Annotated in this window: 20 protein-coding genes and 1 riboswitch; of the genes, 13 read left to right on the forward strand and 7 right to left on the reverse strand. The window is 67.6% G+C overall.

Annotation, left to right across the window (positions count from 1 at the left end):
* Nucleotides 1–28 precede the first annotated feature (28 nt).
* Nucleotides 29–1,369 (forward strand): amidohydrolase, encoded by a 1,341-nt coding sequence (locus BM172_RS14795; RefSeq protein ID WP_051548613.1) that lies wholly within the window; start codon nucleotides 29–31, stop codon nucleotides 1,367–1,369.
* A gap of 7 nt (nucleotides 1,370–1,376) precedes the next feature.
* Here BM172_RS14795 and BM172_RS14800 read toward each other — a convergent pair whose 3' ends face one another.
* The gene (locus BM172_RS14800; RefSeq protein WP_051548616.1) at nucleotides 1,377–2,234 is read right to left on the reverse strand and encodes an alpha/beta hydrolase; all 858 of its coding nucleotides are present in this window, start codon (nucleotides 2,232–2,234) and stop codon (nucleotides 1,377–1,379) included.
* 65 nt (nucleotides 2,235–2,299) lie between these two features.
* On the opposite strand from BM172_RS14800, the gene BM172_RS14805 reads away from it, so the two are divergent.
* The 5 genes from BM172_RS14805 (at nucleotide 2,300) to BM172_RS14825 (ending at nucleotide 7,677) form a co-directional block, all read left to right on the forward strand.
* Nucleotides 2,300–2,680, forward strand: a complete 381-nt coding sequence (locus BM172_RS14805) for a peptidase C13 (protein WP_026635077.1) — start codon at nucleotides 2,300–2,302, stop codon at nucleotides 2,678–2,680.
* Nucleotides 2,681–2,800: 120 nt separating this feature from the next.
* Nucleotides 2,801–3,027: riboswitch (cobalamin riboswitch) on the forward strand.
* A gap of 256 nt (nucleotides 3,028–3,283) precedes the next feature.
* On the forward strand, nucleotides 3,284–5,689 hold the full coding sequence (locus tag BM172_RS14810; RefSeq protein WP_026635078.1) for a ribonucleoside-diphosphate reductase subunit alpha: 2,406 nt from the start codon (nucleotides 3,284–3,286) through the stop codon (nucleotides 5,687–5,689).
* Between the two features lie 13 nt (nucleotides 5,690–5,702).
* Complete coding sequence (locus BM172_RS14815) at nucleotides 5,703–5,930, forward strand: hypothetical protein (RefSeq protein WP_026635079.1); 228 nt, start codon at nucleotides 5,703–5,705, stop codon at nucleotides 5,928–5,930.
* Between the two features lie 31 nt (nucleotides 5,931–5,961).
* A complete protein-coding gene (locus BM172_RS14820; RefSeq protein ID WP_035323225.1) occupies nucleotides 5,962–6,966 on the forward strand; it encodes a ribonucleotide-diphosphate reductase subunit beta in 1,005 nt (334 codons plus the stop codon).
* A gap of 180 nt (nucleotides 6,967–7,146) precedes the next feature.
* Nucleotides 7,147–7,677, forward strand: a complete 531-nt coding sequence (locus BM172_RS14825; RefSeq protein ID WP_026635081.1) for an REP-associated tyrosine transposase — start codon at nucleotides 7,147–7,149, stop codon at nucleotides 7,675–7,677.
* 98 nt (nucleotides 7,678–7,775) lie between these two features.
* Here BM172_RS14825 and BM172_RS14830 read toward each other — a convergent pair whose 3' ends face one another.
* From BM172_RS14830 to BM172_RS14840, 3 genes are all read right to left on the reverse strand, one after another.
* Entirely contained in the window at nucleotides 7,776–8,444 is a 669-nt protein-coding gene (locus BM172_RS14830) for a DUF2076 family protein (protein WP_026635082.1), read from the reverse strand.
* Between the two features lie 178 nt (nucleotides 8,445–8,622).
* Nucleotides 8,623–9,492, reverse strand: coding sequence for a prohibitin family protein (locus BM172_RS14835; RefSeq protein ID WP_026635083.1), 870 nt, complete (start codon nucleotides 9,490–9,492; stop codon nucleotides 8,623–8,625).
* 18 nt (nucleotides 9,493–9,510) lie between these two features.
* Nucleotides 9,511–9,708, reverse strand: coding sequence for a hypothetical protein (locus BM172_RS14840; RefSeq protein WP_026635084.1), 198 nt, complete (start codon nucleotides 9,706–9,708; stop codon nucleotides 9,511–9,513).
* Nucleotides 9,709–10,276: 568 nt separating this feature from the next.
* On the opposite strand from BM172_RS14840, the gene BM172_RS14845 reads away from it, so the two are divergent.
* The 3 genes from BM172_RS14845 to BM172_RS14855 are packed head-to-tail and all read left to right on the forward strand — an operon-like array spanning nucleotide 10,277 to nucleotide 13,653.
* A complete protein-coding gene (locus tag BM172_RS14845) occupies nucleotides 10,277–10,663 on the forward strand; it encodes a BlaI/MecI/CopY family transcriptional regulator (protein ID WP_026635085.1) in 387 nt (128 codons plus the stop codon).
* 1 nt (nucleotide 10,664) lies between these two features.
* Entirely contained in the window at nucleotides 10,665–12,725 is a 2,061-nt protein-coding gene (locus BM172_RS22890) for a M56 family metallopeptidase (protein WP_026635086.1), read from the forward strand.
* Nucleotides 12,726–12,762: 37 nt separating this feature from the next.
* Nucleotides 12,763–13,653 carry a hypothetical protein gene (locus tag BM172_RS14855; protein WP_026635087.1) on the forward strand — a complete coding sequence of 297 codons (891 nt, stop codon included), beginning with the start codon at nucleotides 12,763–12,765 and terminating at the stop codon, nucleotides 13,651–13,653.
* Between the two features lie 215 nt (nucleotides 13,654–13,868).
* On the opposite strand, the gene BM172_RS14860 is transcribed toward BM172_RS14855, so the two are convergent.
* A complete protein-coding gene (locus BM172_RS14860; protein WP_026635088.1) occupies nucleotides 13,869–16,193 on the reverse strand; it encodes a S9 family peptidase in 2,325 nt (774 codons plus the stop codon).
* A gap of 209 nt (nucleotides 16,194–16,402) precedes the next feature.
* On the opposite strand from BM172_RS14860, the gene BM172_RS14865 reads away from it, so the two are divergent.
* Nucleotides 16,403–16,789, forward strand: a complete 387-nt coding sequence (locus tag BM172_RS14865) for an acyl-CoA thioesterase (RefSeq protein WP_026635089.1) — start codon at nucleotides 16,403–16,405, stop codon at nucleotides 16,787–16,789.
* A gap of 99 nt (nucleotides 16,790–16,888) precedes the next feature.
* On the opposite strand, the gene BM172_RS14870 is transcribed toward BM172_RS14865, so the two are convergent.
* The gene (locus BM172_RS14870) at nucleotides 16,889–17,788 is read right to left on the reverse strand and encodes a LysR family transcriptional regulator (RefSeq protein WP_026635090.1); all 900 of its coding nucleotides are present in this window, start codon (nucleotides 17,786–17,788) and stop codon (nucleotides 16,889–16,891) included.
* A gap of 117 nt (nucleotides 17,789–17,905) precedes the next feature.
* Between BM172_RS14870 and BM172_RS14875 the strand changes: the two genes are divergently transcribed.
* From BM172_RS14875 to BM172_RS14885, 3 genes are all read left to right on the forward strand, one after another.
* Nucleotides 17,906–18,898 carry an aldo/keto reductase gene (locus BM172_RS14875; protein WP_026635091.1) on the forward strand — a complete coding sequence of 331 codons (993 nt, stop codon included), beginning with the start codon at nucleotides 17,906–17,908 and terminating at the stop codon, nucleotides 18,896–18,898.
* An 80-nt stretch (nucleotides 18,899–18,978) separates the two neighbouring features.
* Nucleotides 18,979–19,800, forward strand: coding sequence for an NADPH-dependent 7-cyano-7-deazaguanine reductase QueF (gene queF, locus BM172_RS14880; protein WP_026635092.1), 822 nt, complete (start codon nucleotides 18,979–18,981; stop codon nucleotides 19,798–19,800).
* Nucleotides 19,801–19,959: 159 nt separating this feature from the next.
* On the forward strand, nucleotides 19,960–20,532 hold the full coding sequence (locus BM172_RS14885) for a hypothetical protein (protein WP_026635093.1): 573 nt from the start codon (nucleotides 19,960–19,962) through the stop codon (nucleotides 20,530–20,532).
* Nucleotides 20,533–20,647: 115 nt separating this feature from the next.
* On the opposite strand, the gene BM172_RS14890 is transcribed toward BM172_RS14885, so the two are convergent.
* Nucleotides 20,648–21,066, reverse strand: a 419-nt coding sequence (locus BM172_RS14890; RefSeq protein WP_143096536.1) for an NAD-dependent epimerase/dehydratase family protein, incomplete at its 5' end; no start/stop codon positions are given.

Below are 21,066 nucleotides of genomic sequence, written 5' to 3' on the forward strand. Positions count from 1 at the left end.
CGGACTTCCCGCTCCGGAGAGCCCCACGATGCGCCACGCCCTGCTCGCCCTGTCCCTGGCCACCGCCATCGCATCCGCCCACGCATCCGAACATGGCGTCGATGCGGCACAGCGCATCCAGGGCGCGCTGCCCCAGGTCACTGCGTGGCGGCGCGAGATCCATCAGCATCCCGAACTGAGCAACCGCGAGACGCGCACCGCCGCGCTGGTCGCCGCGCAGCTGAAGAAACTCGGCCTGGAAGTGCGCACCGGCATCGCGCATACCGGCGTGGTGGGCATTCTCAAGGGCGGCCAGCCCGGCCCGAAGCTGGCGATCCGCGCCGACATGGACGCGCTGCCGGTCACCGAGGAAGTCGACCTGCCGTTCGCCTCGAAGGCGCAGGGCGAATACCGCGGCAAGTCCACCGGCGTGATGCACGCCTGCGGCCACGACACGCACACCGCCATGCTGCTGGGCCTGGCCACCGTGCTGGCCGGCATGCGGCAAGAACTGTCGGGCGAGGTGATGTTCCTGTTCCAGCCGGCCGAGGAAGGCGCGCCCGCCGGCGAGCAGGGCGGCGCCCCGCTGATGCTGCAGGAAGGCGTGTTCCGCGATTTCGCGCCGGACGCCATGTTCGCCATGCATGTGATCAGCACGCTCAATGCCGGCACGGTGGCGGTACGGCCGGGGCCGGCGCTGTCCGGCGCCGACGGCTTCAAGCTGGTGGTCCACGGCCGCCAGACGCATGGCGCGATGCCCTGGCATGGCGTCGACCCCATCGTCACCGCGGCGCAGATCGTGACCCAGGCGCAGACCATCGTCAGCCGCCGGCTGGACATCGGCACGCTGCCGGCAGTGCTCAGCTTCGGCATCGTCGAAGGCGGTGCGCGCCACAACATCGTGCCCGACAAGGTGGAACTGCAGGGCACCTTGCGCACCTTCGACCCCGCCATGCGCCAGCAGGCCATCGACGGCCTGCGCGACATCGCCGAGCACGTCGCCGCGGCGAACGGCGCCACGGTGGAGGCGCAGATCCCGATGGACGGCAGCGTCCCGGTCACCGTCAACGAAGCGACGCTGACCGCGCGGGTGCGCGCGAGCCTGGCCAAGGCGATCGGCGGCGAACAGGTGCTCGAAGCGCCGCCGGCGATGCCTTCCGAGGATTTCGCCTACTTCGCCAGGGCAGTGCCCAGCGTCTATTTCTTCGTCGGCGCCACGCCCGCCGGACAGGATCCGGCCAAGGCGCCGGCCAATCATTCGCCCCGCTTCTTCGTGGACGAGGACGCGCTGCGGGTCGGCATGCTCTCCATGCTGCAGGCGACGCTGGACTATCTGCAGCCGCCGGCCAGCGGCTCTGCGGCGATCGCCACGCGGCCGTCCGCGGGTTGAGGCCGCGCTAGTCGCGCGGCTTCTGCCGCACCGACACGCCGGCCAGGTCCGGCGGCGTGCCGCAGCGGCCGGCGCGCAACGCATCCAGGTACGTCGCCACCAGGGTGGCGGTGCTCTTCTGCACCCCCGCCGCGAACTGCCCGCCGCCGAAATTCATATGGTTGGCGCCGTCCACCACCGCCAGCCAGCGGCAGCCCGGCGCGAGACCGTCGAAGGCCTGCATGCGCCAGCGATAGTCGCCGCCCAGACCCTGGTCGCGCGTGCCGGTGACCAGCAGCATCGGCGCGCGGATCGGCGCCCATGCGCCTTCGGGAAACACCGGCCCCGGCCCTTCCGGCGACAGCGCCACATAGGCGTCGAAGTCACCCTTCGGCGCCAGGCCTAGCTTGTTGTGCGCGCCGGCCTCCAGCACCACCGTGATCGCGCCCATCGAATGGCCGAGCAGCGCCTTGTACGGCGCATGGCAACGCCGGTCCGACCACGCCAGCGCCGCATCGATGTCCAGGAAACGCGCGCGATAGGCCGGTGTGTCGGTAACCAGCGCCGTGATGCCGCCCTTGAAGCCGTCCCTGCGCAGATCCTGCTTCAGCACCGGCAGGCCACTTTCGCGGTGGCCCATCACCAACACGCGCCAGCCGTCGGCGCTCATGGCCTCGCCCACGTAGCGCAGGCCTTGCTCGCTGCCGCCGGCGCCGTGCGAGACCAGCAGCAAGGGCGGGCAACCCTTCGCCGCCGCGGGTTCGTACACCATCAGCGGCGTGGCGGCGCCGTCGGCACGCGGCGCTTCGGTGTGCTCCGCCGCCCAGGCTTGCGTCATGGAAGTCAGCGCCAGCAGCGTGGCGGCGATCCTCGGCAACGTCGACATTTCCCTTCCCTCCGGTGGCTTGCACTGCGGTAACGTGGCGGCCTTTCCCGCACGGAGCCTAAGCCATGACCAGCCTGCTCTTCCTCGCCCTGCTGTCCGCGCCCGGCATGCCGGCGGACGATTTTTCAACGCGGGTGCAGCAGGCCAAGTTGACCGAAGGCGCCAAGGACGGTCCGGACTACCAGAAGAAAATGTGGGCCGCCATCGGCGACCGCACCACCGACGCGCTCAAGAGCTGCATCGCCACCCTGCCCAAGCCGGACAAGGCACCCTTCACCCTGGTCGCCGACGTGCATGCCGACGGCAGCCTGGGCCGGGTCGAGGTACGCGCCCCCACCGACGTCGCCACCTGCCTGCTCAGCCGCTTCGCCAGCTGGAAGCTACCCTCGCCGCCGGCCAGCCCGGTGCCGTATCCGATCGAGGTGGATTTCAGCATCGCGCCCTGAGCGGCCCGCCAGGGACGGATCGCCAAGATTTTTGGATAGCCGCCAGGCCGCGCCAGGCCTTGAATTACCCTACTTATCCACCGATATATGCACAACGGCTTGGGTTGACCCGCCCCACCCCACCCTATATGTTGTGCCGGTCGGTGCCTTTCTCAGACCCACGGTCGGATTGGCTTAATAGGGAATCCGGTGCGAATCCGGAACTGCCCCGCAGCGGTAAGCGGAAACGAAAGCTCCCATCGCACTGGCCTTCGTGGCTGGGAAGCGGGGGCGAGTAGGTCGGATCGGTCGTCCACGAACGATCCATGTCTGCGAGTCCGAAGACCTGCCGGCACATCGCGACCCGAGCGTCGCGGTGAGTGATGGCGGCTTCCGCGGGGAGGCGCGCCGTGGCGCGGAGCGTTCGCTCCGGCGCACGGCCGTCCCCGCCCGAACCGCCTTCGCCTCAGCCCTGCCCGCGGGAGCAGGTCGTTGAAGCCTTTGGCCTGGAGCGATGCCATGCAACCTATCGATACCGACTCGCGCGAGCGCACCGACGACCGCGCGGACGCATCCGCCTTCCCTGCCGCCGACGCAGCTACCGCCGCGCCGGAGCCCGTTCGCATGGAAGCCGTGGCGGAGACCCCCTTCGCCCTCACCCCGCCGCACAACCCCGGCCAGATGCGCGTAAAGAAGCGCAACGGCAGCCAGGAGATCGTCGACGTCAACAAGATCGTGCGCGCGGTAACCCGCAGCGGCGAAGGCCTGCACGCGGTCGATCCGCTGCGCGTGGCCCTGAAGACCATCGGCGGCCTGTACGACGGCGCCACCACGCGCGAGCTCGACGAACTGTCGATCCGCACCGCCGCCGCGCTCACCGCCGAGGAACCGGAATACGGCCAGCTCGCCGCGCGCCTGCTCGGCGCCTACGTCGACAAGGAAGTGAGCGGCCAGGAAATCCAGAGCTTCTCCCAGTCGATCGCGCGCGGCGCGGAGCTGGGCATCCTCAACGAGCGCCTGCGCGACTTCGTCGCCGCCAACGCGCGCAAGCTCAACGACGCGATCGATCCGCTGGCCACGCGCCGCTTCGAATACTTCGGCCTGCGCACGGTGTATGACCGCTACCTGCTGCGCCACCCGCAGCTGCGCAAGGTGATCGAGACGCCGCAGTACTTCTTCATGCGCATCGCCTGCGCGCTGGGCGGCAACGAGATCGGCGAGACGCTGGAGCTGTACCGCCTGCTGTCCTCGCTGGAATACATGGCCAGCTCGCCGACGCTGTTCAACGCCGGCACCGCGCACGAGCAGCTCAGCTCCTGCTTCCTGCTCGACTCGCCGACCGACTCGCTGGAGTCGATCTACGAGAAGTACGGCGACGTGGCCAAGCTCAGCAAGTTCGCCGGCGGCATCGGCCTCGCCTACTCGCGCGTGCGTTCGCGCGGCTCGCTGATCCGGGGCACCAACGGCCACTCCAACGGCCTGGTGCCGTGGCTGAAGACGCTGGACGCCTCGGTCGCCGCAGTGAACCAGGGCGGCAAGCGCAAGGGCGCGGCCTGCGTGTACCTGGAGCCGTGGCACGCGGATATCGAGGAGTTCCTCGAACTGCGCGACAACACCGGCGACGAGGCGCGCCGCACGCACAACCTCAACCTGGCCAACTGGATCCCCGACGAATTCATGCGTCGCGTGGAAACCGACGCCGAGTGGTCGCTGTTCGATCCGAAGATCGTGCCGCACTTCGTCGACAGCTGGGGCGAGACCTTCGAGCGCGCCTATCGCGAGGCGGAAGCCGCCGGCCTCGCGGTGAAGAAGGTCAAGGCGCGCGAGCTGTATGCGCGCATGCTGCGCACCCTGGCGCAGACCGGCAACGGCTGGATGACCTTCAAGGACCGCAGCAACGCCACCAGCAACCAGACGGCCAAGGCCGAGAACGTCATTCATCTGTCGAACCTGTGCACCGAGATCCTCGAGGTGACCAGCGCGGGCGAGACCGCCGTGTGCAACCTGGGCTCGGTGAACCTGGCTCGCCACGTGGTAGACGGCGTGTTCGACTTCGACAAGCTCGCCTCCACCGTGCGCACCGCGGTGCGCCAGCTTGATCGCGTGATCGACCTGAACTTCTACCCGATCGACACCGCGCGCACCGCCAACCGTAAGTGGCGTCCGGTGGGCCTGGGCGTGATGGGCCTGCAGGATGTGTTCTTCAAGCTGCGCCTGCCGTTCGACTCGGCCGAGGCGCTGGCGCTGTCCACCCGCATCGCCGAGGAGATCTATTTCCACGCGCTGACCATGTCCAACGAGCTCGCCCAACAGTACGGCGCGCACCCCGGTTTCGCCGAGAGCCGCGCCGCCAACGGCGAGCTGCAGTTCGACTACTGGCCGCAGGCCAGGCCGAACGACGACGCGCGCTGGGCATCGCTGCGCGCCAGTGTGAAGGAACACGGCCTGCGCAACTCGCTGCTGATCGCGATCGCACCGACCGCGACCATCGCCTCGATCTCCGGCTGCTACGAGTGCATCGAGCCGCAGGTGAGCAACCTGTTCAAGCGCGAGACGCTGTCCGGCGACTTCCTGGTGGTGAACCGCTACCTGGTCGAGGAGCTGAAGACGCTGGGCCTGTGGACGCCGGAAGTCCGCGACGCGATCAAGCTGGCCGAGGGCTCGATCCAGGGCATCGCCAATATCCCGGAGCGCCTGCGCCAGATCTACCGCACGGTGTGGGAGCTGCCGCAGAAGGCGCTGATCGATCTGGGCGCCGCGCGCGGTGCGTATATCGACCAGAGCCAGTCGCTGAACCTGTTCATGGAGAACCCGAACATCGGGCAGCTGAGTTCCATGTACATGTACGCGTGGAAGTCCGGCATCAAGACCACGTACTACCTGCGTTCGCGTCCGGCCACCAAGATCGCCAAGACCACGGTGTCCTCGGCACCTGCGGCGAAGGCGGTCCCGCAGGTCGAGCAGGAGCAGGCCACCGCGGCGGTGTTCTGCTCGCTGGAAAACCCCGAGTACTGCGAGGCCTGCCAGTAAGCGAAGCCACCCGATGAAGCCCTACCGGAACCGCAGCGGAAAATCCGGTGTCGCCGCCTACGAAAGCGGCGAAGGTTTCATCCGGGTGCGCTTTATCCACGACGGCACCTACGAATACACCGACACCCGGCCCGGCCGCCTGCACGTGGGCAACATGCAGAAGCTGGCCGAGGCCGGGATCGGACTGTCCACCTATATCAGCCGCTTCGTGCGCGAGCGTTACGCGCGCAAGCTCGATTGAGCGCCGGCGGCGCCCGCATCAAGGAATTCCCATGTCGCACATCCTCGACCCCGGCTTCGAACTCACCCTGCGCCCGATGCGCTATCCCGAGTTCTACGAGATGTACCGCAACGCCATCAAGAACACCTGGACGGTGGAGGAAGTGGATTTCTCGCTGGACGTGACCGACCTGAAGTCCAAGATGAGCGACGCTGATCGCCACCTGATCCATCGCCTGGTGGCGTTCTTCGCCACCGGCGACACCATCGTGGCGAACAACCTGGTACTGAACCTGTACCAGCACATCAATGCGCCGGAAGCGCGCATGTATCTTTCGCGCCAGCTGTTCGAGGAAGCGCTGCACGTGCAGTTCTACCTGACCCTGCTGGACACCTATATTCCCGACCCGGCCGAGCGCAACAAGGCCTTCGGCGCGATCGAGAACATCCCTTCGATCCGCCAGAAGGGCGAGTTCTGCTTCAAGTGGATCGACTCGGTGCAGAACCTGCAGCGCCTGGAAACGCGCGAGCAGCGCCGCCAGTTCCTGCTCAACCTGATCTGCTTCGCCGCCTGCATCGAAGGCCTGTTCTTCTTCGCCGCCTTCGCCTACGTGTACTTCCTGCGCTCGCGCGGCCTGCTGCACGGCCTGGCCGCGGGCACCAACTGGGTGTTCCGCGACGAGTCCGGCCACATGGGCTTCGCCTTCGAAGTGGTGCGCACGGTGCGCGCGGAAGAGCCGGACCTGTTCGACGAGGCCATGCGCGCGCAGGTGGAGGAGATGCTGGAAGACGCCATCGCCTGCGAAACGCAGTTCGCCGAGGACGTGCTGTCCGGTGGCGTGGCCGGCCTGTCGGTGAAGGACATGCGCCAGTACCTGGAATACTGCGCCGACCAGCGCCTGGTGCAGCTGGACCTGCCGAAGAAATACGGCGCCAGGAACCCGTTCGACTTCATGGACCTGCAGGACGTGCAGGAAGTGACCAACTTCTTCGAGCGCCGCGTATCTGCGTATCAGGTGGGCGTGCAAGGGGAAGTGGCGTTCGATATGTCGTTCTAAAGTGTCCGGCGCAGGTTGGGGTGAGCGCCAGCGAATCCCAACAAACCTCGCAAAGCATCGGCAAGGCCCTACACCACTCGTTGGGGTTCGCCTTCGGCTCACCCCAACCTACGCCGATATTTCGGCATCGCCTGTCTCTGTAGGTTGGGGTGAGCTGAAAGCGAACCCCAACGGCCCCACATGCGCTACCGCAGAGCCCACTCCCCAGGCGGCACATTCTTCTTCACCGTCAATCTCGCCGACCGCACCAGCTCCATGTTGGTCGATCGTATCGACGCACTTCGCGACGCGGTTGGGACCACCCTGCGCGGACATCCGTGCACTGTGCTCGCCTGGGCCGTCATGCCCGACCATATGCATGCGATCTGGACACTGCCCAGCGAAGACGGCGATTACGCCACACGCTGGATGCTCATAAAGCAGCGCTTTTCCCGCGCGATACCGGCGCGTGAGGTGATCGGCTCGTCACGCCGAAAGAAGGACGAACGCGGCATCTGGCAGCGCCGTTATTGGGAACACGAAATCCGCAGCCAGCGTGATCTCGATAGGCATGTTGATTACGTCCACATCAATCCGGTGAAGCATGGTCATACGGCGCGCGCCGGCGAGTGGCCCTACTCATCGATTCACCGCTATATCCGGCAAGGCATCCTCAGCTCTGACTGGGCATGCGATTTCACCGAAACTCTCGGCGGCGAACCCTCGGCGTAGGTTGGGGTGAGCGCAGCGAACCCCAACGGTACTCCGGCTGTAACACATGTTGGGGTTCGCTGCGCTCACCCCAACCTACGCCGAGCTCCGATATCGGATCAGACCCAACTGTTGTCGTTATCGTCATCGAAGCCGACGTCGCCGATATCGCTCATATCGCCGTTGAAATCGTTGTTGTCCGCGAACGTCTGATCGTTCTGCAATGCGCCGCTGTTGTTGTCATCGTAGAAATTGTTCTGCGTGATGTTCTCCACCACCGTCTCCTGCCCACCGCCGCCGAAGAAGCCGCCGCCGTGGTGCCCGCCGAGCAGGCTCTCGATGCCGTTGAACAGGAACATGCCGCCGGCCACGCCTGCCGCGGTGGTCGCCGCGCTGGCGAGGAAACCCGGCGCTGTGGCCGGCTGCTGGGGCGCAGGTGCGCCGCCGCCGAACAGGCGCTCGCGCCAGCCCGGCGCGGCCTGCTGCTGCGGCATCGGCGGGGGCGTCGACGGCTGCTGCGGCTGGCTCCAGCCGCCGGCCTGGCCGCCGAGGAAGCTGCCGCCGCCCTGGCCGCCCAACTGCGCCTGCAGCTGCGCGATCTGCGCCTTGGCGTTGTCCAGTGCGTGCTGCTGCAGCAGGCTGCGCTGTACCAGCAGGTAGAGCGCATCGGGATGGCCGGCCAGGCGCTGCTGGATCAGCGCATCGGCCTGCGCATCCTTGGCCACGCCGCTCACGGCGGCCAGGCGCTGCAGGAAATCTTCGAGAAGTTGCTGTTCCTGGGGAGTCATGGGGTGCTACCTCGTGGTGGTTGGCGACGGCCGCGTCCGCGCGCGTAAGGGTCAAAGTATGCGTGCGATGGATGACATCAAGGCCACCCTGCCATCGGTTGGGCTGCGCACGTTCAGCTCGACAAGAACTTGCGGCGCCCGGCACGAACGGCGGAGCCGATGGGCTCCGCCGTTTTCATTACTTCGACGCCTCGTGCGCCTGCAGGTTCACGAAGGGCAGCATCCCGCCGCCGTTGTATGTGGGCAGATGGCCGTCCCACTTCTCGATGGCCGACATCTGCAGCACGTTCGGGTTCTGCCGCAGCGCATCGCCCTTCAGCGAGATCGCCTTGGCGTCGGCCTCGGCGATGGTCAGCGCGGCCTTGGCCCTGCCTTCGGCTTCCGCTTCCACCTTCTGCGCCTCGGCCTGCGCCTGCGCCACTTCGTTCTGGCGCTGCTCGGCCATCTGCGTGGCCTGGATCTTGGCATTGATCGACTGCACCACGTTGTCCGGCAGGCGCAGCTCACCGATCCAGTAGATCTTCTCGATCACGATGCCGACGGATGCGACCTCCGCGGCCACATCGTTCTGCACCGCTTCGATCAGATGTGCCTTGCCCTTGCCGTACACCGATTCGATGTCCAGGTTCGCGGCTTCTTTGACCAGCGCGTCGCGCACCATGTTGCGCAGGTAGATATCGGTGATCTCGTCGATGCCCTTGCGGTACTTCTGGAAGATCAGCGTCACCTTGCCCGGATCGACGTGGTACGTGATGCCGACGTCGGCATTGACGATCAGGCCCTGCGCGGTCTGGAAGCTCAGCGACTCGTCCACCGGGCGTCCTTCGTTGGAAGAACGCGTAAACGTGTAGGTCTGCGTAAACGTGGGGAAGGTATACATCTCATAACCCCAACCCACCCAGTAGCGGCCTGGCGGCAATTCCTGCAGCGCACCCTTGCCGTCGCCATACAGCTGGAACTTCACGCCTACGTGGCCGGCCGGCACCTTGTCGCAGGCCGCAAGCAGCAGCGCGCACAGCGCGACGGCCACCATCGAGAGACGTTTCATCGTGCGATTCATAGACAGTCATTCCTTGTGACGAAGAAGGCGGCTGAGCAGGCGATAGCTCCAGGCCGCAAGCAGGACCAGCAGGACCAGGCCGGCGATCACGGCGGGCGTGCTCGTGGCGGAGATCAGCTGCGGCCCGACGAAACCGAGGTACAGCAGCACGCAGAACGCGAGCAGCCAGGGGCTGTCCAGCGCGCGCGCCAACAGCGCTTTCATGGCGACGACTCCTTGATGGAAGGTCATGGCGGATGCGAAGCGATCCGCGCATCGCTGCTCGTCGACGCGTAGGCGCGAGCGAGCACCAGTCGATGCGCCGATGGCTTCGGCGGCGGCTCAGACGATGGTTGGCGGTCTCAGGTCCGAAGGACGGAGATGGCGGTCCGCGAGGCGGCGCGATGAGAAGAGGAAGCCAAGCGACGAGCGTCGAGAGTCTTCATATGCGCACTCCGGTGCGCGAGTTCAGGAGGTGGTGGCGGCGCATTCTACTCCCGCTTTTTTGCGGCGGCGCAAAAACGCTACATCGTTACATCGCAGGCATCGTAGGTTGGGGTGAGCCGCAGGCGAACCCCAACAAGCCTCGCAAGTCATCGCATCGTCGGGGTTACGGGCTGCCTCAGCAGCCCGTCCTTCGGGCCATCCGCTACGCGGATGTCGCTACGGCATCCTGCCTTCGCAGTCGCCTGCGGCTCACCCCAACCTACGGCGATCCGGCCGTTCCGGCCTATTGACTACACCTGTAGTCAGGGGTAGCGTGCTTACATCTGTAGTCAACCGGATGACCGTCATGCTCAAGCCTTCGATCGGCGACCAGGAACTCGCCCTGCTGCATTACCTGGCCGAACACGAACCCGCCTCGGTGGGTGAAGTGGCCACCGGCTTCGGCGAATCGCGCGGCCTGGCGCGCTCGACCGTGCTGACCATGATGGAACGCCTGCGCGGCAAGGGTTATCTGCGCCGCCGCCAGGCCGGCGGCGTGTACCGCTACAGCACCGCCACCGGCCCGGGCGAAGCGATGCGCCAGGCGGTGGACCAGTTCGTGGAGAAGACCCTGGCCGGTTCGGTATCGCCGTTCGTGGCGTGGATGTCCGAGAAGGCCGACGTGAGCGACCACGAGCTGGCCGAACTCGAGGCGCTGGTCAATCAACTGCAGTCGCGGCGCAAGGAGAAGTGACATGGACGGCTATTTCCGTTTTGCCGACGTCCTGCTCGACCGTCTCGTCTGGACGTCCATCCAGGCTGCCGCGCTGATCGGCGCGGTGTGGCTGCTGTGCCGCTGGCTGCCGCGCTGGTCGCCGGCGATGCGCTGCCTGCTGTGGTGGCTGGTCGGCCTGCAGCTGATGCTCGGCCTCGCGCTGGGCCGTCCGCTGGAACTGCCGCTGCTGACGCCGGATGCCGACACCGTCGTGCTATCCACCGAGACGCCGCAGGAACACGGCATCGCGGTCCACACCGCGGTCACCGGCAATCCCCTGTTGTTGGCGCCCGCGCCGATCGCCGCGGCAGCGAAGGCACCGGAAGCTCCCGCGCAACCCTGGCCCTGGCGCGAAACGCTGGCGAGCCTGTGGCTGCTGGGGATGGCGCTGCAGGTGTTCGCCGCGCTGCGCGAATGGCGAGAAACGCGCGCAGTTATCCGCGCTGCCGAACCGGTACGCGACATGGCGCTGCGCGCGCAATGCGCCGAACAGGCGCGCGCGCTCGGCCTGCGCCGCTGTCCGGAACTGCGCTGCTCCGATGTCATCGTGTCGCCGCAGGTCGCCGGCCTGTGGCGCCCGGTGGTACTGCTGCCGAAGGAGCACACGCTCGACGCGGAAGAATGCGCGATGGCGCTGGCGCACGAGCTGGCGCATCTGCGCCGCGGCGACCTGTGGCTGGGCTGGATTCCGGCGCTGGCGCAGCGTGCGTTCTTCTTCCATCCGCTGGCGCGCTGGGCGATGCGCGAATACGCGTTCCACCGCGAGGCGGCCTGCGATGCGCAGGTGCTCGACCGCTCCCGCGCCGAGCCGCAGGACTACGGCCGCCTGCTGCTGCGCCTGGGCGTGGCCTTCCCGGTCTCCGCCGGCCTGGCCGGTGCCTCGCCGACGTTCCAGAACCTCAAGCGCCGCCTGACCCTGCTGCAGCAGACCGACCGCGTGCCGCCGCGCCTCGGCGCCTGGCTGCTGGTCGCACTGGTGGCGCTTGCCGGCGCGCTGCCCTATCGCGTCACCGCGCGCAGCATGGACCTGACCCTGCATGCCGACGGCGGCGTGGCGATGGATGGCCAGCAGGCGATGGCCGCGCCAGAACCGGATGCCGTGCCGACGCCCCCTATCGTGCCGGCGCATCCCATCCCGACCGTGGCGGCCAAGCCGGCGCCGATGGCGGCAGCGGCAGCACCGATGACGGCGACACCCATGCCGGCCGCCGCCGCGAAGCCCGCCGCACGCGCCACGGCGGCCGTCGCGCCGACCCCCGAGCCGCCCGAACCGCCGTTGGCGCCGCCTGCCCCCGAGCCAGCGCCCATGGCCGTGCCGACGCCGCCTCCGGCGCCCGTCGCACCGCCCGCGCCGCCGTCGCCGGTGCGGGTCGGCCGGACCTCGCACGTCGACATCGATATCGAGGCCGGCGCGCCGCGCGGCTTCGCCATCATCGAGCCGGACTTCATCACCCTGCAGGGCACCGAGAGCGACCTGGCCACCGCACGCGAGCTGCAGCGCGGCGACGAGCCGATCCTGTGGATGCGCCGCGGCAACGATGCCTACGTGGTGCGCGACCGCGCGCTGCTGCAACGGGCCCGGGACACCTACGCGCCGATGCGCGACATGGCGCGCGAACAAGGCCAGATGGCCGGCAAGCAGGGCGAACTTGCCGGACGGCAGAGCGGCCTCGCGGCGCGCATCGCGGCGCTGTCCACGCGCCGCGTGCAGATGGACAGCGAACGCATCGCCATCACCCAGGAACGCCAGAAGCTGCGCATGGAACACCCGGACGGCAGCGCGGCGGAAGCCGGCGTGGCCGCCTCGTTCGATGCGCGCCTGCAGAGCATCCAGGAGCGCATGGCCGATCTCGAGCGCGAGCGCGCGGAGATCGATCGCGAGCAAGCCGATCTCAGTCGCCACCAGGCGGATCTGTCGCGCCAGCAGGCCGATATCTCCCGGCACGAGCGCGACGTCGCGCAGCAGGTGCACAGCCAGCTCGACCGGTTGATCGACCAGGCTGTCTCTGACGGCCTGGCCCAGCCCAGCAAGAGCCGTTGATCGTCTCCTTCCCTCTCTTTTGCACGAGGCCTTATCGATGAAGCCGCTGCCGCTCTCCTTCCGACTGCCGCGCCGGGCCGACTGGCGCACGGCCCTGTTCTCGGCCCTGCTGTTGGCCGCCCCGATGGCGCTGCTGGCGGCGCAGACCAACACGCCGCCTCCGCCACCGGCGGTGCCGCCGGCACCGCCCCCGCCGCCCGTGCCGCCGGTCCCGCCGACGCCTCCCCCGCCGCCGCCGCCGGATGTCGGTGGCTTCGGCGCGCGGCATGTCTCCATCCACACGCACGGCGATGCCGCCGAAGGGCTGGCACTGATCGATGGCGATTCGGTGATGTTCGATGGTTCCGATCGCGACGTCGAAACCGTGCGCCGGCTGCAGGAGGGCAAGAGTGCGCTGCTGTGGTTCCGCCGCGGCGGCCAGGCCTGGGTGATCCGCGACCAGGCTTATCTCGAACGCGCCAAGGGTGCGTATGCCGAGGTGGAGGCGCTGGGCAAGGAACAAGGCAAGCTCGGCGGCGAGCAGGGCAAGCTCGGCGCGCAGCAGGGCAGTCTCGGCCAGCGGCAGGGCATGCTCGGCTCACGCCAGGGCGGAATCGCCAGCCAGGAAGCTTCGCTCGCGGGACAGGAAGCGCAGCTCTCCGCGCTCGAAGCACAAGGCAAGGGCGCGGCGGATCTGGCGGCGCGGCGGCAGAGCATCGCTTCGGCGCGGGCCAGCCTGGAAGCGCAGCAGAAAGCGCTGGAGCGCGAGCAGGATGCGCTGGGCCGCGACCAGGCGACGCTCGGCAAGCAGCAGGAGGCACTCGGCGCGAAGCAGAAGGCCTTGGGCGAGCGGCAGGAGCGCGCCACGGAGAAGGCGCATGCGCAGCTCGATGCGTTGATCAAGGAGGCGCTGGCGAAGGGTGTGGCGAAGCCGGTGGAAGCGCGCTGAGGCCCCGTAGGTTGGGGTGAGCTGAAGGCGACTGCGAAGGCAGGATGCCGTAGCGAACATCCGCGTAGCGGATGGCCCGAAGGGCGGGCTGCTGAGGCAGCCCGTAACCCCAACGCGGCGATGAGTGCGAGGTCTGTTGGGGTTCGCCTTCGGCTCACCCCAACCTACGCCAATCGTGAGGAAAAAAACGGGCCCTCTCGGGCCCGTCTTTTTTTTCAATCCTTCGGCATCTTCAACTCATATTCCTTCGGCGGCGTCGCCCCCAGCAGGTACCGCACGAAGTAATCCCAGCGCTTGCGCGTCATATACAGGCTGGCCGCGCCGTAGCCGTGGTGCGCGTTCGGGATCAGCAGCAGATCGAAATCCTTGTTGGCCTTGATCAGCGCGTCCACCACCAGCAGGGTCTGGTACGGCGGCACGTTGTCGTCCATGGTGCCGTGCGCCAGCAGCAGGTGGCCCTTCAGCTTGTCCGCATAGGCCTGGTTGGCCTGCTTGTCGTAGTTGCTCTTGCCGTCCTTGTCCTTCACCAGCAGGCCCTGCCATTTCTCCGCCCAGTCGTCCTCGTAGTTGCGGTTGTCGTGGTTGCCGCTTTCGGCGATGCCGACCTTGAAGAGCTCCGGGTAGAAGAACATCGCGCCCACGGTGGCGTTGCCGCCGCCGGAATGGCCCCACATGCCGACGCGGTCCATGTCGATCCACGGATAGCGCTTGCCCAGCTCCTTCAGGCCCGCCACCTGGTCCGGCAAGGTGTTGTCGATGATGTTGCCGAAGTAGGCATCGTGGAACGCCTTGGAACGCCACGGCGTGCCCATGCCGTCGATCGCCACCACGATGAAGCCCAGCTCCGCCAGCGACTGGTGATCGCGCCCGACGCTGAAGCTGCGCGTGCCGACCGAGCCGGTCTGCGGGCCGGGATAGACGTAGTCGACGATCGGGTACTTCTTACTGGCGTCGAAGTTCGACGGCTTGTACATCAGGCCGTACAAGTCGGTCTTGCCGTCGCGGCCCTTCACCGTGAACGGCTCCGGCGCCTTCCAGCCGGTGGCGAGCAGGCGGCTGATGTCGGCCTTGGCCACCTGCGCCACGGTGTGGCCATCGTCGCTGGAACGCAGCACCGTCACCGGCGCCGTGGTGGTGGTGGAATACGCGTCCACGAAGAATTTGCCGTCGGGCGACGGCATGACCGTGTGGTCGGAAGCTTCCGGCGTCAGCAGGGTCGGCTTGCCGCCGTCGATGCTTACCTTCCAGTACTGCTGGTAGTAGGGATTCAGGCCCGCGGTGCGACCGACGCCGCGGAACCACAGCGTGCGCGACTTCGCATCCACGCGCAGCACCTGGGTGACATTGCCCTCGCCGGTGGTGATGGCGCGCTTGAGCTTGCCGGTATTGAGGTCGTACAGGTACAGGTTGCCCCAGTTGTTGCGCTCGCTGAACCAGATCGCCTCGTGCGTCTCCGGCAGGTAGCTCCAGTTGACCTTGTCGTTGCCGCTCTCGTAGTACGTCGCCACCTTTTCATCGAACACGGTGCGCACGTCGCCCGACTTCGCGTCGGCGATGCGGAACCACGACTGCTTGTGGTCGCGCGAGGTCGACACGAAGGCCAGCGTCTTGCCGTCCGGCGCCCACTGCACGTCGTCCCAGCCGCCATCGCGGCCGCAGCTGATGTCGTCGCACAGGGTGGAGCGGTGCTGGTCCGGCTGCATCTTCAGGCGCAGCACTTGCTTGCTCGGCACGTCGATGATCACGCGCTCGATCATGGTGATGTGTTCGTCGCCGACCAGCGGGTACTTCCACTTCTCCAGCTTCGGATGGCCCACATTGGTGCTGACCAGGTACATGTCGCCGGTCTTGCGCTGGTCCTGCTGGAAGGTGGCGATCTGCTTCGAATCCGGCGACCACACCAGGATGGCGTTGTCGGTGTGCTTCCAGCCGGCGTTGTCGGTGGCGTAGCCGTAGTCTTCCACGCCGTCGGTGGTGAGCTGGGTTTCCTTGCCCGTCGCGGCATCGCGCAGCCACAGGTTCCAGTGGCGGATGAAGGCCTCGGTCGTCTTGTCGGGCGATAGCACGCCCGGCTCGTCGCCGGCATCGGCATGCTTGGGCGGCGCGCACACGCCCTCGCCCTTGAGGTCGCACAGGTAATGCTTGCCGCGCAGGCTGACGTCGAGCTGGCCGTCGGCCGCCACGTCGAACTCGGTGATGCCGAGCTTGGCCGCATCGACCGGCTTGCCGGTGGCCTTGCCCAGCGCCGCGGCGAGCTTGGCCTGGTCGAACGCCGGCTCGGCCTTGCCGGTGGCGGCGTCCATGCGCAGGTAATGGTCGCCCTGGGCGTCGTGGTCGCGGTACCAGAAGTGGCCGTCGTCCAGCCAGGTCACGCTCTGTACCGCGTGATCCACCAGCGGCGCGGTGCGGTAGCTCATGAAACGCTCGGCCTTGGCGTAATCGTCCGCCGTCAGCGTCGCGGTCTGCGCGGCCACGCCGGCCGACAGCGCACTCAGTGCCAGCGCGCCCAGCAGGCGCGATCCATCCAACTTCAAACCCATCGTCGACTCCCCAAGGAAATGGCGCTGTGCAAAGCCCGCCGTGGCTTGCCGGAACCTGAAGCCGGCCGTCCAAAGCCATGGATCGTAGTCCGGAGGTCATGCCCCGACCCCTGCCAGAAGTCCCTGGCGGAAGAACTTCCGTCAGAATGGCCGGCCCCGGGAGCGCCACCGCGCTCCCTCGCCCTCACCTCCCACGCCCATTACCTGCCATGACGAAGCCCACCGCCCTGCCCGAAGCCACCCTGCTGGAAATGGTCTTTCCCGATCACACCAACCACCTCGGCACCCTGTTCGGCGGCCAGGCGCTGGCGTGGATGGACAAGGCGGCCTTCATCGTCGCCTCGCGCCATGCGCGCCGCATCGTGGTCACCGCGCGCTCGGAAGAGGTGAGCTTCCGCGTGCCCGTGCGCAAGGGCCAGCTGGTGGAGCTGCTGGCGCGCATCGTCGAAGTGGGCCGCAGCTCGATGCACGTGGAAGTGGAAATGACTGCCGAGGATCCGCTCACCGGCGACCGCCGCGTCTGCACCACCGGCCGCTTCGTGATGGTGGCGCTGGATTCCAACGGCACGCCGACGGACGTGCCGCCGCTGGCATGATGCCAGCGACGTAGCGACGTAGGTTGGGGTGAGCGCCAGCGAACCCCAACGGACCTTTGCCGTGCCTAGACGTTGGGGTTCGCTGGCGCTCACCCCAACCTACGCCAGTGTTGTGACCAGTCCCGCCACCCAATCGATGAACACGCGCAGCCGCAACGGCAGCTGGCGCTGGCGCAGGTAGGCCACCTGCAGCGGCATCGGCGGCGGCGGCATGTCGGTCAGCAGCGCCACCAGGTTGCCGCTGGCCAGCGCGTCGCCGAAGCGGTAGCGCGGGAACTGCGCGATGCCCAGGCCCGCCTCGCAGCAAGCGGCATAGGCATCGGAACCGTTGACGGTCACCAGCGACGGCAGGCTGACCTCGCGCACCACCCGCCCCACGGTGAACTCCAGCGGCACCGCGCGGCGCGTGTTCGGTGAGGCCCAGTTCACCGCCAGGTGGCCCTGGTGCAGGTCCGCCAGGCTGGTCGGCAGGCCATGGCGTCGCACGTAGCCGGCGCTGGCCATGGTCACCTGCTGCAGCGAGGCGATGCGCCGCGCCACCAGTTCCGAATCGGGCAGCTCGCCCGAGCGCACCACGCAGTCCACGCCTTCGCGCACCAGGTCGACGTAGCGGTCGCTGGTGCCCAGCTCCAGTTCCACCTGCGGATAGCGCTTGAAGAAATCCGGCAGCGCCGGCGCGATCAAGTGCCGCGCCAGGGTGGCCGGCATGTCCACGCGCAGGCGCCCCTTCGGCTGGGTCGCGGCGTCGCGGAAGCCCGCCTCCACCTCGTCCATGTCGGCCAGCAGCCGCACGCAATGGCCGTAATAGGTCTCGCCGTCGCGGGTCGGGCTGACGCTGCGCGTGGTCCGCTGCAGCAGGTGCGCGCCCAGGCGTGCCTCCAGCCGCTTGATGGTGTGGGTAAGGGTGGCGCGCGGCAGGTTCAGGTCATCCGCGGCGCGGGTGAAGCTGCCCAGTTCCACGATGCGGGCGAACACGCGCATGGCTTGCAGCTGGTCCATGGCCGGGCTTCCGATTGTTGACGGTTATGAAACAGAGATGGCGATTATTGAGCATTTATCCATCAACCGCGCAAGCGCAGGATGTGCCCACTTTCCCCCCGATAGAGAGCCCTTCCGATGCAAACACGACTGCTTGGCCGCAACGGTCCCCAGGTTTCCGCCCTCGGCCTGGGCTGCATGGGCATGAGCGAGTTCTACGGCGCGCGCGACGACGCCGAGTCCATCGCCACCATCCACCACGCGCTCGACCGCGGCCTCACCCTGCTCGACACGGCCGACATCTACGGCCCTTACATCAACGAAGAACTGGTCGGCAAGGCCATCCGCGCCCGTCGCGGGCAGGTCTTCCTGGCCACCAAGTTCGGCATCGTGCGCGACCCGGCCAATCCGCAGTCGCGCGCCGTCAGCGGCCGTCCCGAATACGTGCGCGAATCGGTCGACGGCAGCCTGAAGCGGCTGGGCGTCGAACAGATCGACCTGTACTACCAGCACCGCCTCGACCCGCGTACGCCGATCGAGGACACCGTCGGCGCCATGGCCGAGCTGGTGCAGGCCGGCAAGGTGCGCTACCTGGGCCTGAGCGAGGTCTCGGCGGAAACGCTGGAGCGCGCGCATGCCGTGCATCCGATCGCCGCGGTGCAAAGTGAGTTCTCGCTGTGGACGCGCGATCCGCAGGAGAACGGCGTACTGGCGATGTGCCGCAAGCTCGGCACCGCCCTGGTGGCGTATTCGCCGCTGGGCCGCGGCTTCCTCACCGGCGCCTACAAGAGCCCCGACGACTTCGCCGCGGACGACTACCGTCGCAGCAGCCCGCGCTTCCTGGGCGAGAACTTCACGCGCAACCTCCAGCTGGTCGACAAGGTGACCGAGCTGGCCAGGGACAAGGGCTGCACGCCCGCGCAGCTGGCGCTGGCCTGGGTGCTGGCGCAGGGCGACGACGTGATCGGCATCCCCGGCACCAAGCGCCGCGACCGCCTGGACGAGAACCTGGGCGCGCTGGACGTCAAGCTCAGCGGAGCCGAGCTGGAGGCGATCGATGCGATCTTCCCGCCCGATGCCGCGGCCGGACCGCGCTATGCCGAGGCCATGCTGAAGTTCCTCAATGCCTGAGGTAGTCCTGCGTAGGTTGGGGTTCGCTGGCGCTCACCCCAACCTACGCCGGACGGGGCGGGGCGAGTAAAATCGCTGGCATGAGCACTCCCGAACATTCCCCCCTCGGCAAGACCACGGTCTACGCCGACCGCTACGATCCCTCGCTGCTGTTCCCCATCCCGCGCCAGAGCAAGCGCGACGAGATCGGCGTGAGCGCGCCGCTGCCGTTCCACGGCGTCGACATCTGGAACGCCTACGAGCTGTCATGGCTGGATGCGCGCGGCAAGCCACGCGTGGCGCTGGCCGAATTCCGCGTGCCGGCGGGCTCGCCGAACATCATCGAATCGAAGTCGTTCAAGCTTTACCTCAACGGCTTCGCGCAGGAGCGCATCGACGATGTGCAGGCGCTTGCCGCCACGCTGCGCCGCGATCTTTCCGCTGCCGCAGGCGCCGAGGTCGGCGTGCAGCTGAGCGAACCGAGCGCCAGGGCGCACGCCGTCGTCGACCTGGACGGCATCTCGATCGACACACTGGACGTGGCCATCGACGACTACGGCCCGCCCAAGGCCGCCTACCTGTGCGCCGATGTTGACGAGGTGATTGAGGAAACCCTGGTCTCCGACCTGCTGCGCTCCAACTGCCCCGTCACCGGGCAGCCCGACTGGGGCAGCGTGCAGATCCGCTATCGCGGACCGCGCATCGAGCGCGAAGGCCTGCTGCGCTACCTGGTCTCGTTCCGCAACCACAACGAGTTCCATGAGCAGTGCGTGGAACGCATCTTCGTCGACGTGACCAGGCACTGCGCGCCGCTGCAGCTGAGCGTCTACGCTCGCTATACGCGGCGCGGCGGCCTGGACATCAATCCGTTCCGCGCCAGCGCCGAAGCCGTCCCGGGCAATCCCCGCGGCGCGCGCCAATAGCATGGCGCGCCGAGGCGGCGCGAAACGTTCGTAAAAAACCTGTCGCATCGCGTCCGTCGCTAATGGATGCTTCATCGCGGCGGGCCTAGCTTGGCGCTTCGGGAACGCCTTGCGTTCACGCCGCTCGTCCATGGATCGAAGACCGGAAAGGGGACTGCCATGCATCGCTTTCAACGCCACGCCTTCGGCGGTTGCTGCCTGATCGCCGCGCTCGCACTGGGCGCCTGCGGCAAGCACGAGGCGCCGCCCGCGAGCGCGCCCGCGGCGGCCTCCACCCGCCCCGTCACGGCACCCGCCGCCGCTCCGCCGGCGATCACGCTGCCCAAGGCGGCTTCCGCGGTGCCGGCCAAGCCTGCCACCACCACCGCTGCCACCGCGCCCGTGGAGCGGACTTTCCGCGTCGCCGGCGTCACCGTCGGCGACGATGTGTCGCCGGACCATCGCGTCACATTGGCGAAGATGCGCTTTTCGCCCAGCGTGAAGACCATCTATGCCGCGGTCGAAACGCAAGGCATCACCGACAGCGCCACCTTGAGCGCGACGTGGAGCTACGTCGAAGGCACGCCGCGGCAAATCGTCAGCACGAGCCAGTCGATTGCCACCGAAGGGCCGGCGGTGACCACGTTCGAAGTGCGCAATCCGAACCAGTGGCCGCTGGGGAAATACCAGGTGGTGATTGCGGTGGATGGGAAGACGGTGTCGACGCAGGAATTCGAGGTGGCGAAGGGCTGAAGCCTTTGGGCGGGCGTAGGTTGGGGTGAGCCGCAGGCGAACCCCAACGGGCGCCGGAATGGGCCGCATTGTTGGGGTTCGCCTGCGGCTCGCCCCAACCTACGCGGGGCTGGTGTCAAACCTTGAAGTACTCGCGATACCACTTCACGAACGCGGCAATACCCTCTTCCACCGACACCTTCGGCCGATAGCCGACAGCCGCGACGAGGCTCGACACATCCGCCTCCGTCTCCGGCACGTCGCCGGCCTGCAGCGGCAGCAGTTCCATCGTGGCCTTGCGACCCAGGCACTGTTCCAGCACCTCGATATAGCGCAGCAATTCCACCGGCTGCTCGTTGCCGATGTTGTACAGCCGGTACGGCGCCACGCCGCTGGTCGAGGGATCCGGCTGCGTGGCATCCCACGCCGGGTCCTTGCCCGGCACCGTATCCAGTGCGCGCACCACGCCTTCGACGATGTCGTCGATGTAGGTGAAGCTGCGCTTGTGCCGGCCTTCGTTGAACACGCGGATCGGCTCGCCGGCCAGGATCGCCT

Source organism: Dyella marensis, from assembly GCF_900112865.1.
Classification (GTDB): Bacteria; Pseudomonadota; Gammaproteobacteria; order Xanthomonadales; family Rhodanobacteraceae; genus Dyella_D; species Dyella_D marensis_A.